This is a genomic window from Gallibacterium anatis DSM 16844 = F 149 (assembly GCF_000379785.1).
GTDB lineage: Bacteria > Pseudomonadota > Gammaproteobacteria > Enterobacterales > Pasteurellaceae > Gallibacterium > Gallibacterium anatis.
The window spans coordinates 1-15901 of the sequence record NZ_KB903737.1; the positions used below are offsets into that span (position 1 = coordinate 1).

Genomic DNA, 15901 nt, shown 5'->3' on the forward strand with positions numbered 1-15901 from the left:
ATATTGTGCAGAGTATGTCAAGGAAAGGCAATTGTTTAGATAATGCCGCGATGGAGAGTTTCTTTGGTCGGATGAAAGTGGAATGTTTTTATGGCAAAACTTTCGAAAACATTGAAGAACTTGAATCTGTTATCAAAGAATATGTTCGTTATTACAATGAGGAAAGAATACAATTAAAATTAAATGGACTGAGCCCTGTTCAATACAGAATTCAGTCCTTAAAATAACAGTCTAACTTTTCGGGGTCAGATCATTCGTAGGTTTTTATTTGTATTTAGGGCATATCTTCAAAAAGATATGCCTTTTATTTCTACTTATAACGCTTCAATAGCAGCATATTGTGCTTTTAATTTATCAAGACCATCCAAATAGCCTTGCATTTTTTCACGTTCTTTAGCAATAACGGCTTCCGGCGCTTTTGCAACAAAGTTCTCATTATTTAATTTATTCTCAATACGTTGAACTTCCTGCTGCAACTTATTAAGCTCTTTGGTTAAACGCGCTAATTCCGCTTGTTTATCAATAAAACCTGCCATTGGGATGAGTAATTCCGCATTACCCAATAACTTCGTTACTGCTAACGGTGCTTCTTCATCAGAAGACAAAATATTAATGCTTTCTAATTTTGCCATTGTCTTAATTAATGACAAATTATTATTTAAACAGTTAATTTCTTCTTCCGTTAAATGACGCAATAACACATCTAATGCTTTGCTCGGAGCAATATTCATTTCTGAACGAATATTACGAACGTTCACAATTAATTCTTTAATCCAGTTAATTTCGTTAATTGCCTGCTCATCCACCAAATTGGCATCAAACTGCGGGAATGGTTGCAACATAATAGTATCCGCATCAATGTTGACTAATCCTTTCACTTTTTGCCAAATTTCTTCGGTAATAAATGGAATAATAGGATGCGCTAAACGCAATATTTGTTCCAATACGGTAATTAATGTATGACGCGTACCGCGTTGTTGAATTTCAGAACCACTGTTTAATACCGGTTTTGTTAATTCCAAATACCAGTCACAGAATTGGTTCCAAATAAACTCATATAAAGTGGTTGCTGCAATATCAAAACGATATTGATCCAATGCCTGTCGGAATGTTTTTACAGTTTGATTAAATTCCGCCAAAATCCAACGATCCGCTAGAGATAATTCCATCTCCTTATTCTCACCATAGCCACAATCTTTACCGTTAATATTCATCAAGGCAAAACGACTCGCATTCCATAATTTATTACAGAAATTACGGTAACCTTCCAGACGTTTCATATCCCAGTTAATATCACGTCCGGTTGATGCCAATGCTGCTAAGGTAAAACGCAATGCATCCGTACCGTGCGCCACAATGCCTTCAGGAAACTCTTTACGTGTTGCCTTTTCAATTTTTGCTGCCAACTGCGGCTGCATCATATTGCCGGTTCGTTTCGCGACTAAACTTTCAAGATCGATACCGTCAATCATATCCAATGGGTCAATCACGTTACCTTTCGATTTCGACATTTTTGCGCCATTTTCGTCACGCACTAATCCGGTTACATAAACCGTTTTGAACGGCACTTGTGGTTTGCCGTTTTTGTCTTTGATGAAATGCATTGTGAACATTATCATTCTTGCCACCCAGAAGAAGATAATGTCAAAACCGGTAATTAGCACATTTGTCGGATGGAACATCTGCAAATCTTTGGTGTTATTCGGCCAACCCAATGTGGAGAATGTCCATAATCCTGATGAGAACCAAGTATCTAAGACATCTTCATCCTGTTTTAATTTGATGTCGTCACTTAACTGATATTTTTGACGCACTTCCGCTTCATTACGTGCAACATAAATATTGCCTTGCTCATCATACCAAGCCGGAATGCGGTGTCCCCACCATAGCTGTCTGGAAATACACCAATCTTGAATATCACGCATCCAAGAGAAATAGAGATTTTCATATTGTTTCGGTACAAATTGAATCTCACCGTCTTCTACCGCTTTAATGGCAACTTCTGCTAACGGTTTCACGCTCACATACCATTGATCGGTCAGCATTGGCTCAATCGGCACACCACCCCGATCGCCATAAGGAACTTTAAGATCGTGCGGTTTAATTTCTTCCAACAAACCTAAAGCCTCGAAATCTGCCACGATTTGTTTACGTGCGGCAAAACGCTCCATTCCACGATATTTCTCAGGAATTTCAGCCACATAATTTGCCAACGGTTTATTATCCACGCCGATAATTTCCGCTTCATCACGAATATCGGCATTTAATGTCATCACATTTACCATTGGCAACTGATGACGCTTACCCACTTCGTAGTCGTTGAAATCGTGGGCAGGTGTAATTTTCACTACGCCCGTTCCAAATTCACGATCCACATAATCATCAGCGATAATCGGAATTTCACGATTCGCCAGCGGTAAGATCACTGTTTTGCCGATAAGAGATTGATAGCGTTCATCTTCAGGGTGTACCGCCACCGCGGTATCGCCCAGCATTGTTTCAGGACGGGTGGTCGCCACCACTAAATAATCCTTACCGTCCGCTGTTTTTTCACCGTTTGCCAACGGATAGCGGAAATGCCAGAGCGAGCCTTTGCTTTCTTTATTTTCTACTTCAAGATCGGAAATGGCAGTGTGCAATTTTGGATCCCAGTTTACAAGGCGTTTCCCACGATAAATCAAGCCCTCTTCGTGCAAACGCACAAAGACTTCTTTCACCGCATCAGAAAGACCATCGTCCATTGTGAAACGCTCACGTTCCCAATCAATGGAGTTACCCAAACGTCGCATTTGCTGGCTGATCGTGCCACCTGAATAGGCTTTCCAATCCCAGATTTTTTCGATAAAGGCTTCGCGTCCGTAATCGTGGCGAGTTTTGCCCTCTTCCGCTGCAATTTTACGTTCTACCACCATTTGTGTTGCGATACCGGCGTGGTCGGTTCCTGCTTGCCATAATGTATTGTCACCTTGCATACGATGATAACGAATTAAGGTATCCATTAGAGTTTGTTGGAAGGCGTGCCCCATATGCAACGATCCCGTTACATTCGGCGGCGGAATCGCAATACAATAACTCGGTGCATTCGGGTTTTCATTCGGCTTAAAATAGCCCTGTTCTTCCCAGTGTTTATAAAGTGCTTGTTCTACGGCAGAAGGATCAAAACGATCTTCCATTTCAAATTTTTGTGTCATTGCTTTTTCTCTGTTTCTAACTAAACTAAATTAAAATCTAACTGTAATAATTCTGCTAATAAATTCTCACACCAATTAGGTAATACTTGTTCGAATTGGGTAATCATTTTCGATTTAGAAAGATGAAAAACAAGTATTGGCATTTCTGCTGAATTATCATAAATAAATATTTCATCACACAGTGGCAAGGCAAAAATTAAATTCTGCCTACTAATTTCATAGCGTTTACGAATTGTGGCTTCATCAATAAAATGGCCGCCATTAGCTACTCTCGCCTGCACCCTTTTCACATTAATGTCAGGATCATTGACCCCGATATAATTTAATCTTACGTAAAACCCTTTTGATTTAGCTTGTTGCATACGATGCAAAATAGACTTTCCTGCAAGAGTCGATTCCATTGAAAACGAAACCTGATTTTTAAGTGCATACTTAAATAATTCAACCGCTTTTCTCCCCGCCTCTATATCTGCGCGTCGAGGATTTTGTGGATTAAGTTCCATCGCAATATGATCAGAATCAATCACTACTTGAACAGAATCCTGATTAAAAGAACGTAAGGTGCTTTTTCCAGCACCATTTGTCCCACAATAGAAAATGGCTAAATTATTCTGCATATTTAATCACTTCTTCGTGTCCATCTGGATAATGCTGAACAATATTTCCATTGGGACGTTGAAATGTCAGCACCTCACGCTTTTTCTTATCTTCCATCCACGCTTTAAAAAGAATATGCAACTGCCGTTGTTGTTCAATGATTTCTTCTTTTGTCATTGGTTTCATTATTTCTTCCTCCAACCTTAGCTCGCCAATTTCATATCCAAATGCGGTATTCCATCTTCTAAATATTCCGTTGAAATGGCTTGGAAGCCGAAAGATTGATAAAAATCCTGTAAATAAGTTTGAGCTTGGATTAGCACGGGTTGGGTTGTCCAATGTTGTTGGCAATAAGCTAATGCTTGTTGCACCAATGCTTTAGCTAAGCCTTTGCCCCGTGCGTGTTGTACTACTAGCACTCTGCCAATATGCACGCCGTCATCTTGCGGGATAATGCGGCAGTAAGCACAAATTTTGCCGTCAAATTCTTGCCAAAAATGCACCGCACTTTTATCCCAGTGATCCACTTCTTGATAGGCACATTGCTGTTCCACCACAAACACGGCGGTGCGTAATTGATAAATCGCAAACAATTCTTCTGTGCTAAGTTGAGCAAAGGATTTTGCAATCCACGACATTAGGCTTGCTCCGTGCTTAATTGCCAACCAAGCTGGCGGTATTGTTTATAACGTTCTCTGGCTAGCGCTTTCAGTTGTTCATCTGCCGGAACAAACTCTATCACTTGAGGGAAAAGTAATGCAAATTCAGGAACCTGTAATGATAATGAAATTAATAGATCTCGCCGTTGTGAATTACGCTTTCCCGGCCAACAGATTTCTACCGGCGTCATAAAACCGCTAACCTCACCGGATAAATTATGCGGGACAAACTGTTGTGGCTCTCGTTGCCATAACAGTTCATCAATCAACAAAGCCTGCTCTTCATTTTGGCAAGAAATCAGTACTTTCTTTCCTAATCGCCACGCATCCGCTGCCAAATCACACGCTTTATTTTCTAAAGGATTTTCTTGTATAGTTACCTCAGAAAAAACATAAAAAAGAGCCTGTTTTGCCATAATTATCCTGCTTATTCATAGAATTGAGTTATTGTAACGTAAAAGGAAAATAGGATAAAGAATCGCCCATACAAATGATGAAAATCCAATTTGCTTTACTACTTTAATTCTCGTCTGCCTATAAACGAATGTGATAACGTTGTACCGTCCACCATTTCCAGCTCACCACCAACCGGAATGCCGTGAGCAATACGGCTCACTTTTACACCATACTGTTGACACATTTCTGCAATATAATTCGCCGTCGCATCGCCTTCAATTGTTGGATTAGTCGCTAAGATCACTTCAGAAAAAGATTCTGTCTGCAATCTTTTCTGCAATAAATCCAGCCCAATCTCTTTCGGGCCGATACCATCCAATGGCGATAAATGCCCCATTAATACAAAATAACGACCTGAAAACTGCCCTGTCTGTTCAATTGCCTGAATATCGGAAGGCATTTCCACTATGCATAACTGCCCATTCTCTTGACGGCGATAGTTATTGCAAATATTACACACTTCTTCTTCGGTAAAAGTACGACATTGACTGCAATGACCGATATGCGCCATCGCTTCTGTCAGCGTTTTAGCCAAATTCATTGCACCGCTGCGATCACGCTGTAATAAATAATACGCCATTCGTTGTGCTGATTTCGGGCCGACTCCCGGCAGGCAACGCAAAGCATCCATCAATTCATCAAGTAAAGGGCTAATTTGCATAATTTAAAGAAAGGACCTAAATGAAATTATATTTAACAACAGAGATAAGGGAGCTATTGCTCCCCATCTTGATTAGAAAGGCATTTTAAAACCTGGTGGTAATTGCATTCCGGCAGTAACGGAAGCCATTTTCTCTTTTTGTAATTCATCTGCACGGCGAACAGCATCATTGAAAGCTGCCGCAACAAGATCTTCCAACATATCCTTATCATCTTCCAACAATGAAGGATCAATCTCGACACGGCGGCAACTATGCGCCCCATTAACGGTGACTTTCACAAGTCCGGCACCGGATTCGCCGGTCACTTCCATCTGTGCAATCTCTTCTTGCATTTTCTGCATCCGTTCTTGCATCTGTTGCGCCTGTTTCATCAAGCCGCCTAATCCACCTTTTCCAAACATAATTTTTACCTATCTATTGTGTAATGAAAAATAAAAGCTGTATTTTAACTGAAAAGCATATTTGTGCAATTCTCAATGACCTGTTTTACCTGTCGGGCGCACCGAATCTAAAGTAATTTGAGCATCAAATTGCTGCATAAAGTCCTGCAACACTCGATCCTGTTGCAGATTTTGTTGCGCTTGAACCACTAATTGCTGATAAATTTCGTTGCGTATCTCAAACGGCGTTTTTTGTTCTCCTTGATAAACATCAAGTTCAATCCGCATCTGATGGCCGTAAAAATCTTTCAATGCTTGCGTAATAAAAGCAGAATCTAAAGTTTTTAATAAATTAAAGGCTTCAGGACGCAGACCTAATTTCAAAAAATCATCTGTTTTCTCAAGGATCACCGATTTTAATAAAATACCTTTGCTATTGCCCTTAACTGCCATTTTTTCAATATCACTGCTCCACTCACTCTGTTTTGCAGTTAAAGCAATAATCTGCTCCAATACTTCAGGCGTATATCGTTTCAATAAAGTTTGTTTAATTTCCGAAGGCTTTACTGCCTGTCCCTGAAGTGCCAATGAAGGATCGCTCCAAGACCAGTGATAATCCTCATTGATACTTTCATTTTCGCTTTCTTCTTCATCGTTGGCTTCAGTACTAGCTTTTTCCCACAACGAAGATGATGGTTCTGCAACATCTATATTATGAGCATAATCATTTGTTATAAGCTCCCTATTTTCAGGTTCAGAATTCTGTTTTCTTGAAATTGAAGGAGATACTTCATTTACTGACCGAATAGCTCGATCTTCTACAAGATCAAACTTTTTTTTTTCGTGCGCTACAACTTCCTTGTCATCCAGAACCATATGTGCCGGCTGCCCCTGTTCCAGATGAGACACCGCCTGCAAAATGCTCAAAGATTGTTGTGCTGAAGATTTTATTTCCTGTGATTGACTGCTATCCACCGGCGTAGTTGATTCACCGGCATCAATTTGCTGTACAACCTGTTTCCAGCTGCTATTAGCGGCACTCTCTTTGTTTATAGAAACGGATGGCACTTCATTACTCTGACTTTGTGACAGTGAATTTTGTACAGAAAAGGATGATTTCTCGCTTTTTTCAACAGGCTTTGTTGCTGAAGGGGAAACAGCAATTACTTCATTAGACAAGGAAAAACGCTTTGGATGAAACGCCAATGCGCGCAACATTGTCATCTCAACCCCGATTCTAGGATCAGGCGAATAGGAGAGTTCTTCTCGACCTTTAATCATCAATTCATAATAGAACTGCACATCTTCCGGCGACAGATTTTTCGCTAATAAAGTTAATGCTGTATCCGCCTGTTCCGGATTAGGTGGTAGGAACTGCAACATAGCAATTTGATGTAACGTTTCTGCCATCTCTTGCAGCACTCTTTCCCAATCAACGCCTTGTTGTGCAATCTCATTCAACACTTGCATTGCTTGCTCACCATCAGCTTGAGAAAGGGCTTTTAATAAGGCAATAGATTTATCGTTATCCAACAAGCCAAGCATCATATTGACATCATTGACATTAATATTGCCGTTACTCAAGGCTATCGCCTGATCGGTTAAACTCAAAGCATCACGCACACTGCCTTGTGCTGCACGCGCAATTTTCATCAAGGCTTGCGGTTGATAATCGATCTGTTCCTTTTGCAATAGTTTCTGCAAATGCGCGGCAATCACATCCGCATCCAACGCTTTTAAATGAAATTGAATGCAACGAGAAAGAACAGTAATCGGCAATTTTTGCGGATCGGTCGTTGCCAAGAGGAATTTGACATATTCGGGCGGCTCCTCCAACGTTTTTAACAACGCATTAAAACTATGCCGCGATAGCATATGCACTTCATCGATAAGATAAATCTTGAATCGACCACGTACCGGTTTGTATTGCACATTATCCAGCAACTCTCGGGTATCTTCGACTTTAGTGCGTGAAGCCGCATCGATCTCGATCAGATCAATAAAATTCCCTTCTTTAATTGCACGACAATTTTCACATTCACCGCACGGCGTAGCTGTAATCCCTTTTTCACAATTTAATCCTTTGGCAAACAGGCGCGCGATAGAGGTTTTCCCAACACCGCGAGTGCCGGAAAACAGATAGGCGTGATGTAATCGCTGATTATTTAAGGCATTGGTCAACGCAGCAATAATATGCTCTTGCCCCACCACATCAGAAAACTGATCCGGTCTCCATTTACGTGCCAATACCTGATAACTCATACGTTCCCTTTTTATTTGCTGTTAGTGTCCGGCAAAATCCACCAGCGTAAAAGGTTCTACGCCTAATTTACGCAAACGCTCTTCACCGCCTAATTCAGGTAAACTGATCACAAATGCGGCGTGTTCAACTTTACCGCCTAAACGTTGAATTAATTTAATAGTAGCTTCCACTGTGCCGCCGGTTGCCAATAAATCGTCAATAATAAGTACATTATCATTTTGATTGACTGAATCGGTATGCATTTCTAACGTGTCCTGACCATACTCTAATTCATAAGATTGCGAAATCACTTCGCGCGGCAATTTACCCGGCTTTCTCACTAAAATAAAAGGAACATTTAAAGCTAATGCTACCGGCGCGCCGAAAATAAATCCTCTTGATTCTGTACCGGCAACTTTTGTAATGTTTTTATCTTTAAAGTGTTCTGCGATTAAATCGATAGTTGCTTTAAATGCTGCCGGCGTTTCGACTAAACTGGTAATATCGCGGAAAATAATGCCTTCCGCAGGATAATTTGGAATAGATTTAATTGATGATTTAATTAATTCTTTTTGCTGTTGGTTCATTATGATTTGCCTAACAAAAATTATACAGCTTCCGCTGTTCTCAAAGCCTCGTATTCTAACAGTGCTACTTCTGAAAAAATACACTTTTATATCAAAAAAATAAAATTTCTATTGATAAATATCAACGCCGTCTTTACGCGTTTTCAGTAATCGTAAAATCCAGACATACTGCTCCGGTGCTACCGTAACAAATTTTTCGATCACTTCATTCATTAATCTTGCACTTTGCTGCTCGTCATCTGTCAACGCTAATGGCGCATCAATCTCAATTTCATAACGTCCTTGTTGTGCGTTGTAACGGGCAAACATCGGAATTACCACCGCTTTAGCAATTTTGCACATTTTATTCAGTCCGGGTAATGTCGCCTTGTAAGTTGCAAAAAAATCAGTATAAACACTTAATTCTTCGCCATAATCTTCATCCGGCAGATAATACCCCATCTCCCCTTTACGAACAGCATTCAGAAAAGGCTTAATGCCATTTTGGCGTGCGTGCATTTTGCCGCCGAAACGTTCTCGAACCGCATTCCAAAGCCAATCCACCAACGGATTTCGATGTGGATTATACATTGCGGTCATCGGCATTCCTTGCGTATGCAAAATGATACCGGAAGCATCAATAGCCCAAGTATGAGGAACCAACAAAATAATATTTTTACCCTGCTGTTTTGCTTGACGTAAATGCTCTATGCCTAAAAACAGACTCCGCTTTTGCAAATGTTTAGTGGAACGCAATGCTATTTCGCCGATTCCCAACATTGTTTGCGCCACGGTCATAAACATTTTGTCGATTACCTGCTCACGCTGCTGTTCACTCCAATGCGGAAAACAGTAACGCAAATTAACTTGTGCCCGTTTTCGTTGTTTTTTGGCGACTTTTCCGACCAATAAACCGATTTTCGCTGCCAAAGCATCACGGCAACGAAACGGCACAAAAGCCAATAAAGCCAATAAAAACACGCCGAACCAAACACCCCAAAATTTTGGATGCAGATAACTCCACCGGAACTGAGGTTCATACCCTACTCGTGCTGTAATTCTTCTATTTTCGTCAGACATCTTTTTTAGTTAAACCAACCATAGTCATACATCATTTTGGCAGTCATAATAAATGCCATTATCACCACCATTGGACGAATCAATTTTTGTCCTTTGGTTAATACCATTTTGGCACCTAATCTTGCGCCTAAAAAACCGCCGATCATCATAACGAAGCCAAGCGTCCAATAAACTTCTCCACCTAAAATAAAAAAGATCAATGAAGTGAAATTGGAGGTGAAATTTAAGATTTTAGCGTGAGCAGTTGCTTTCGCTAAATTAAATCCCAACAAGGTGACAAAAGCGACACACAAAAAAGAGCCGGTTCCCGGTCCGAAAAAACCATCATAGAAACCGATTGGAAATGCTGCCGCTAGCGCAAATGCGGTAAAACTTAGACGTTGATGACAATCTTTCTCACCCAATTTAGGAGAAAATAGAAAATACAAGCCAACAACCAACACCAAAATAGGCAATAATGACTTCACAATAGAAGCATCAATTAATTGCACGGCAATTGTTCCGACCATTGCGCCGCTAAAAGTGCCGAGAATCATCTTCCAGACAGTACGCAAATCTACCGCTTTTTTTCTCACAAAATAAAGACTTGCAGAAAAAGAACCGCCACTCGCCTGCAATTTATTGGTCGCCAATGCCGCTGCCGGTGGCAATCCGGCTGCCAATAATGCCGGAATCGTGATCAATCCGCCGCCGCCAGCAATCGCATCGATAAATCCGGCTATTCCTGCCAACAAAAAAAGAATCGCATAAATATCCAAACCGATGTCCATTTTTTCTCCTCTATTTATTGTGCAAACCACTGCTGTTTATCAGGGGAATCCAATAATTGCTGACACAAAAAAGGTAATTGTGGCGGTTTCTTCGGTGAACTTGGTGCAGTTGCAGAACGCGGTTTAAACCACGACATCAACTCTTCGCCACAACCATCTCCGGCAGGAATTGGCGCCTGCTCTTCACAATATTGCGCACCTTTTGGACAATGTAAACGCACGTGGAAATGTGCATCGTGCCCGAACCACGGACGTAATTTTCTTAACCAACTACGATCACCCTTAACCGTTTGACACAGTTTCAATTTAATCGCCGGATTAACAAAAATTCTTGCCACTTTATCATCTTGTGCCGCCAAACGAATTAATTCAGTCTGATTGGGCGTCCAAACACGCTCATCCACTCGTTGTACCTTACGATTCACCATTAAAATAGCCGTCGGATTTAAAGCCTGTTTTGCACTCATTGCCCCCATTTTTAACCAAATATCAGCATCCAATCCCATTTGATGGCTAGCGTGCCCGCTAGCAAAACGACCACCAGCGGGCATTGCAATATCGCCAACTAACATTGTCGGCAAACCTGCATTTTTAACCTTTTGCCCCAAACGTTGCAGATAACTCAACATTTCCGGATGCCCGAAAAAACGCAACTTTTGAGATCGAATCACCTGATAACCTTCACCCTGCAAAGGCAACGCCTGTGCGCCAATAATACAACCATTGCTGTAACTACCAATCGGCAACGGCTCTCCGGCAATCGGACGTTTAATTTTCTGCCATTCGGTTTCCGCCAAACTGACATTGGTTAAGCCCAAAATAACCAAGAGGGCTAAAATAATTCGCTGACTAAGCTTCATTTTTTAATCCACATTGCCCTTGATAACGTAATAAATGATCCATTAACACGATCGCTACCATTGCTTCTGCAATCGGCACTGCACGAATACCGACGCAAGGATCGTGTCTGCCTTTAGTGACCACCTCAACGGCTTGATTCTGCAAGTTCACACTGCGTCCCGGAATAGTGATGCTGGAAGTCGGCTTCAATGCAATAGTTGCCACTATCGGTTGACCTGAGCTGATTCCGCCTAAAATGCCGCCGGCGTGATTGGAACAAAAACCTTGCGGTGTCATTTCATCACGATGTTGGCTACCTCGCTGCGTTACTACCGCAAAGCCATCACCGATTTCTACACCTTTAACCGCATTAATGCCCATTAAGGCGTGTGCCAAATCAGCATCCAAACGATCAAAAACCGGTTCGCCTAATCCAACCGGAACATTTTCCGCCACAACCGTCAATTTTGCGCCAATAGAATCACCGGCTTTCTTTAATTCTCGGATTAATGCATCAAATTTTTCAATTGTTGCCTCATCCGGACAGAAAAATGGGTTACTGTTAACAAAATCCCAATCAACTTTCTCTAATGGTTGCGCCGGCACTTGGATATCACCAATTTGAGATAGAAATGCACGAATTTTGATGCCGAAATGCTGAGCAAGATATTTTTTAGCAATCCCTCCGGCTGCAACACGAATTGCCGTTTCCCGTGCGGAAGAACGCCCGCCGCCACGATAATCTCTAATGCCGTATTTCTGTTGATAGGTGTAATCAGCGTGTCCAGGACGGAAACGATCTTTGATCTCACTATAATCTTTAGAACGCTGATCGCTGTTCTTGATCAATAAACCGATACTTGTTCCTGTAGTTTTTCCTTCAAATACACCTGATAAAATCTGCACTTCATCATCTTCCCGACGTGGCGTGGTATAGCGTGATGTACCCGGTTTACGGCGATCCAAATCCGGTTGAAGATCTGCTTCGCTCAATTCCAATCCCGGCGGAACACCGTCTACAATGCCGCCTAATGCAATACCGTGCGACTCACCAAACGTCGTTACTTTAAATAGTTGTCCAATACTATTGCCTGCCATATTCGCTTCCTCTTTCTAATACTTTATTGTGTTAATTTATTTTCTGTCGATGTCGCCACTTTCATTTCTTCTCCGCTTTGTTGATTTTTGATAAAAACATCCAGCTGGTTAAAGGCGATTTCAATATTATTTTCCGCAAATAATTGATTAATTCTGCGATTCAGAAAATCTGTTGTCGGCAATCTGTCCGACAAATCTCCTACATAAACCCGTAATTCGTGATCCAACGTGCTGGCACCGAAAGTCAGAAAATAGGCTCTTGGCTCCGGTTCTCTCAACACTTTTTCACAATCCATCGCCGCTTGTAACAGCAATCTTTTGGTTAATTCCAGATCTGAACCATAAGCAACCCCGACCGTAATCACCAAACGCGTGATCGTGTTGGATAATGCCCAGTTTGTCAAACGTTCCGTTACAAATGCCTTATTCGGAACGATAACCTCTTTACCGTCATAATCGACCAATGTGGTTGCACGAATACGAATTTTGGAAACCGTACCCGAATATTCACCGATAGTAATGGTATCGCCGATGCGCACCGGACGTTCAAACAGGATAATAATACCGGAAACAAAATTTGCAAAAATTTCCTGCAAACCGAAACCAAGACCAACAGATAATGCCGCAAATAACCACTGCAATTTCGACCACGACATTCCCAGTGTTGAAAATGCCCAAGCCGCGCCGATTGCCACGATAAAATAGGTTAATAGTGTCGTAATAGTATAAGGTGCGCCTTGTGAAAGTTTAATTCTTGAAAAAACAAACACTTCCAATAAACCGGCAATATTTCTGACTAACACATAAGTGACTAATAGAATGAAAATTGCCAGTAGCATATTTAATAAGGTAATGGATTCCACTACCGTGCCGGTTTCAGTGGTAACCGTCTGTTGCCATAAAGTAATGCTTTCCAAATGATACGCCACTGTTAATAAATCCGACCATACAATATAGTAGAAACCGACTAACACCGCCCATAATGCCCATTCAGCAATACGCGCCACCTGTTGTTTAACCTGACTCAATGCCAATTCGGAATCTTTAGTATCAATCACTATCTCTTCCGAGCGGCCACTTTCACTTTTATTTTGGTTTTTCTCCCGCTGTTCTTTTAAGCGTTTATACGCCAAACGTCTTGCCGATACTGCCAATGTGCGATCGGTAATCTGTTTGATTAATACCCATAAGACAGTAACCAAATAACTGGCAATAAAATGTGTAATGAGATTTAAAGCGGTGTAGTAATAGCCGACCACGATCAACACGATCAACGCTATCGGAATTAACAACAGCAATACACGAATCACTTTCAACAATACCGGCCCAACGTGTTGATAACCGCCATCATTTTCTTGTGTCGCCTCATATTTTCTGACCGCATACCCGAAACGAGGTGCAATAATCAAAACGCAGAAAATCAATGCCGAAATGGTAATAACTTCACCGATAACGTCATTAGTCAACGGCGTATTGCTCATATCGCTAATCAAAGTGGTATTAATTAAGAAAATAATTGCCCAAATTGAACGTTTTAATACCGCTAAAAATAGCTTGCCGCTCTCTTTTGCCAAACCAAAATGACGATAAACCAGACCATTCGGCTTCAATAGCTCAATTAAGAAAGAAAATAGCCACCAATAGCCTGCCATTTTTAAAGTCCACGGCCACGCTAAAATAGGATCAGCAATGGTAAAATGCCCCACCAGCACAAAAATAATTAAAAACATCAATGGGTAAGGCACGACTAATATTGCGGTTAGCAGAATGGCTAACGGCGTATGCCATTGGCTATCTGCATTTAAGGAACCGACTTGAGAATTGATCTTTGCCAACCAAGATTGCAATTTCGCTTTTTGTGAATAAATCAAAGCTGCGACTAGTGATAAAAACAGAACAAAACCCAACATCGGAATAAGATTGCGACTGAAATGACGTGTATCGATCGCATTACTGATATTCTTTAACTGCGTCAATGCCAATTTTGGAAATGACACCATCCAATCCCAATCGATTGGATTATTACTCTTCACCCAGAAACTCTGCTGTTGCAATTTTTGTTGCAAATCATCGCTGATCAATCTGACCTGCTGCTGATTCAACTCAATAGTAATCGCTAAATTTAACTGTGCATTCAATAATTTAAGAATATCTGAATAAATTTTCTTCCGCTCAGATAATACCGAAATTAAAGTGTTTTTTTCAGAATCACTCAAGCCGGAAGCGTTAGGTAACTTGGCGATATACTCTTCCGGAGCATAAATTGCATCTCTTGCTTGTGTTAAATCGAAAATCTGCACACGCAGATCGGCAATGCGTTTTCCCAAGCCTTCAATCGTTTGATCTGTCGGTAAATTCTGTTTTTGCTGATTGATAATACGAGATAAAACCAACGTTCCCTGCAAAGCACTAATCTGTTCATCAATGCTTCGTTGTGTTTGCGTTAAGTTATCCAACACATTTTTAATGCGTAAATTCTCTTGCGACAATTGGTTAGAAGTTTGCGTTTCATTCAATAACTGCTGGCTCAATTGTGTATTCTGATTTAACTCATTCTGAATCAGCGGATTAACATTTTCATCCTTTGTTTGTTGCGATTTCTCTAATTGTGCCAACTGTTTTTTAGAGGCATCCAAACGTTTGCTATTCAGTACGGATTGCAACGCCTGCTGTTCACTTTTCGCCTGCTGCAAATAGTAAGTTTTTTGATCGCGCTGTAACTCATACCAAGAGTTCAGGGTAGAACTCTCTTTCAATAAGGTTTGATTGTAGTCATTCTGTGCTTCAATCAATGCCAACTCAATTTGATATTTATTCACCAAGATTGGATCGAGCTGACTATCCGTTAACGATTTATTGATCGCCTGTGTTTTTGCCAAATTATCACTTAATATCGATTGAATACGATCCGGAAATGTCTGTTGATTTACCAATTTAGAGGCAATCTCATTCAGCGCAGTTTGCAACTCATCTACTTTTTGGAAAGAGGCTTCCATTCTTTTTTGCAGATTATCTTCCGACAATTTTGCCAGATCATCAGTATTGACGGCATTATTCGAGTTGGTTTTAAGTTTTTGCAATTCTGACTGTAACTTAGGAATTTCTGTTGTTGCCGTTTTGATCTGACTGTTCAGCTCGTTTGTCTGTTTTTTCTGTTCATCCAACTGTTTTAATAAATCCAAACTGTCATCCAGCGCCGTCAGTAATTGCTGTTGTGTGGCATCATTACTGTTAGGATTTGCTTTTTGCGCTGTAATTTGTGCCTGAATGTCGCTTGCGGAAGGAATTTGAGCCTGCGCATTAATACCGACCAATAAAGCCGCCCAAAACAGCACGAAAAACAGAATACGTTTGCTCATA

The 15901-nt window shown here is 40.9% G+C and carries 15 protein-coding genes; 1 reads left to right on the forward strand and 14 read right to left on the reverse strand.

Features of this window, described 5'->3' with window-relative positions; all coding sequences use genetic code 11:
- A partial coding sequence (locus A3EO_RS0110550) for an IS3 family transposase (RefSeq protein WP_018347119.1) occupies window positions 1–227 on the forward strand: 227 nt, incomplete at its 5' end.
- Window positions 228–314: 87 nt separating this feature from the next.
- Here the strand turns inward: A3EO_RS0110550 and A3EO_RS0110555 are convergent.
- From A3EO_RS0110555 to mscK, 14 genes are all read right to left on the reverse strand, one after another.
- On the reverse strand, window positions 315–3191 hold the full coding sequence (locus A3EO_RS0110555; protein WP_018347120.1) for a valine--tRNA ligase: 2877 nt from the start codon (window positions 3189–3191) through the stop codon (window positions 315–317).
- Between the two features lie 20 nt (window positions 3192–3211).
- Complete coding sequence (locus A3EO_RS0110560) at window positions 3212–3808, reverse strand: zeta toxin family protein (protein ID WP_018347121.1); 597 nt, start codon at window positions 3806–3808, stop codon at window positions 3212–3214.
- A complete protein-coding gene (locus A3EO_RS13405; RefSeq protein WP_018347122.1) occupies window positions 3798–3974 on the reverse strand; it encodes a hypothetical protein in 177 nt (58 codons plus the stop codon). Before A3EO_RS13405 ends, A3EO_RS0110560 begins: the two co-directional genes overlap by 11 nt.
- 17 nt (window positions 3975–3991) lie before the next feature.
- The gene (locus tag A3EO_RS0110570) at window positions 3992–4426 is read right to left on the reverse strand and encodes a GNAT family N-acetyltransferase (protein ID WP_018347123.1); all 435 of its coding nucleotides are present in this window, start codon (window positions 4424–4426) and stop codon (window positions 3992–3994) included.
- Window positions 4426–4863, reverse strand: coding sequence for a DNA polymerase III subunit chi (locus A3EO_RS0110575; protein WP_018347124.1), 438 nt, complete (start codon window positions 4861–4863; stop codon window positions 4426–4428). Before A3EO_RS0110575 ends, A3EO_RS0110570 begins: the two co-directional genes overlap by 1 nt.
- Before the next feature lie 98 nt (window positions 4864–4961).
- On the reverse strand, window positions 4962–5564 hold the full coding sequence (recR, locus tag A3EO_RS0110580; protein WP_013746785.1) for a recombination mediator RecR: 603 nt from the start codon (window positions 5562–5564) through the stop codon (window positions 4962–4964).
- 72 nt (window positions 5565–5636) lie between these two features.
- Window positions 5637–5966 (reverse strand): YbaB/EbfC family nucleoid-associated protein, encoded by a 330-nt coding sequence (locus A3EO_RS0110585; RefSeq protein WP_013746784.1) that lies wholly within the window; start codon window positions 5964–5966, stop codon window positions 5637–5639.
- A 72-nt stretch (window positions 5967–6038) separates the two neighbouring features.
- On the reverse strand, window positions 6039–8207 hold the full coding sequence (gene dnaX / locus A3EO_RS0110590; RefSeq protein WP_018347125.1) for a DNA polymerase III subunit gamma/tau: 2169 nt from the start codon (window positions 8205–8207) through the stop codon (window positions 6039–6041).
- Between the two features lie 21 nt (window positions 8208–8228).
- Window positions 8229–8774, reverse strand: a complete 546-nt coding sequence (apt, locus tag A3EO_RS0110595) for an adenine phosphoribosyltransferase (protein ID WP_013746782.1) — start codon at window positions 8772–8774, stop codon at window positions 8229–8231.
- 108 nt (window positions 8775–8882) lie between these two features.
- Complete coding sequence (gene lpxM, locus A3EO_RS0110600; RefSeq protein ID WP_018347126.1) at window positions 8883–9833, reverse strand: lauroyl-Kdo(2)-lipid IV(A) myristoyltransferase; 951 nt, start codon at window positions 9831–9833, stop codon at window positions 8883–8885.
- Between the two features lie 5 nt (window positions 9834–9838).
- Window positions 9839–10603, reverse strand: a complete 765-nt coding sequence (locus tag A3EO_RS0110605; RefSeq protein ID WP_018347127.1) for a TSUP family transporter — start codon at window positions 10601–10603, stop codon at window positions 9839–9841.
- Window positions 10604–10617: 14 nt separating this feature from the next.
- Window positions 10618–11463: a penicillin-insensitive murein endopeptidase gene (gene mepA / locus A3EO_RS0110610; RefSeq protein WP_018347128.1), complete on the reverse strand. Its 846-nt coding sequence runs from the start codon at window positions 11461–11463 to the stop codon at window positions 10618–10620.
- Window positions 11453–12541, reverse strand: coding sequence for a chorismate synthase (gene aroC, locus A3EO_RS0110615; protein ID WP_018347129.1), 1089 nt, complete (start codon window positions 12539–12541; stop codon window positions 11453–11455). The genes mepA and aroC overlap by 11 nt, the downstream gene beginning before the upstream one ends.
- Before the next feature lie 23 nt (window positions 12542–12564).
- A complete protein-coding gene (gene mscK, locus A3EO_RS0110620) occupies window positions 12565–15900 on the reverse strand; it encodes a mechanosensitive channel MscK (RefSeq protein WP_018347130.1) in 3336 nt (1111 codons plus the stop codon).
- Window position 15901 lies beyond the last annotated feature (1 nt).

What these genes read in the sequence shown, in the direction of transcription:
- A3EO_RS0110570 (WP_018347123.1), bottom strand. Translation starts at nt 4,426, where the DNA reads ATGTCGTGGATTGCAAAATCCTTTGCTCAACTTAGCACAGAAGAATTG.
- A3EO_RS13405 (WP_018347122.1), bottom strand. Translation starts at nt 3,974, where the DNA reads ATGAAACCAATGACAAAAGAAGAAATCATTGAACAACAACGGCAGTTG.
- dnaX (WP_018347125.1), bottom strand. Translation starts at nt 8,207, where the DNA reads ATGAGTTATCAGGTATTGGCACGTAAATGGAGACCGGATCAGTTTTCT.
- A3EO_RS0110585 (WP_013746784.1), bottom strand. Translation starts at nt 5,966, where the DNA reads ATGTTTGGAAAAGGTGGATTAGGCGGCTTGATGAAACAGGCGCAACAG.
- mepA (WP_018347128.1), bottom strand. Translation starts at nt 11,463, where the DNA reads ATGAAGCTTAGTCAGCGAATTATTTTAGCCCTCTTGGTTATTTTGGGC.
- A3EO_RS0110555 (WP_018347120.1), bottom strand. Translation starts at nt 3,191, where the DNA reads ATGACACAAAAATTTGAAATGGAAGATCGTTTTGATCCTTCTGCCGTA.
- recR (WP_013746785.1), bottom strand. Translation starts at nt 5,564, where the DNA reads ATGCAAATTAGCCCTTTACTTGATGAATTGATGGATGCTTTGCGTTGC.
- A3EO_RS0110605 (WP_018347127.1), bottom strand. Translation starts at nt 10,603, where the DNA reads ATGGACATCGGTTTGGATATTTATGCGATTCTTTTTTTGTTGGCAGGA.
- A3EO_RS0110575 (WP_018347124.1), bottom strand. Translation starts at nt 4,863, where the DNA reads ATGGCAAAACAGGCTCTTTTTTATGTTTTTTCTGAGGTAACTATACAA.
- mscK (WP_018347130.1), bottom strand. Translation starts at nt 15,900, where the DNA reads ATGAGCAAACGTATTCTGTTTTTCGTGCTGTTTTGGGCGGCTTTATTG.
- lpxM (WP_018347126.1), bottom strand. Translation starts at nt 9,833, where the DNA reads ATGTCTGACGAAAATAGAAGAATTACAGCACGAGTAGGGTATGAACCT.
- aroC (WP_018347129.1), bottom strand. Translation starts at nt 12,541, where the DNA reads ATGGCAGGCAATAGTATTGGACAACTATTTAAAGTAACGACGTTTGGT.
- apt (WP_013746782.1), bottom strand. Translation starts at nt 8,774, where the DNA reads ATGAACCAACAGCAAAAAGAATTAATTAAATCATCAATTAAATCTATT.
- A3EO_RS0110560 (WP_018347121.1), bottom strand. Translation starts at nt 3,808, where the DNA reads ATGCAGAATAATTTAGCCATTTTCTATTGTGGGACAAATGGTGCTGGA.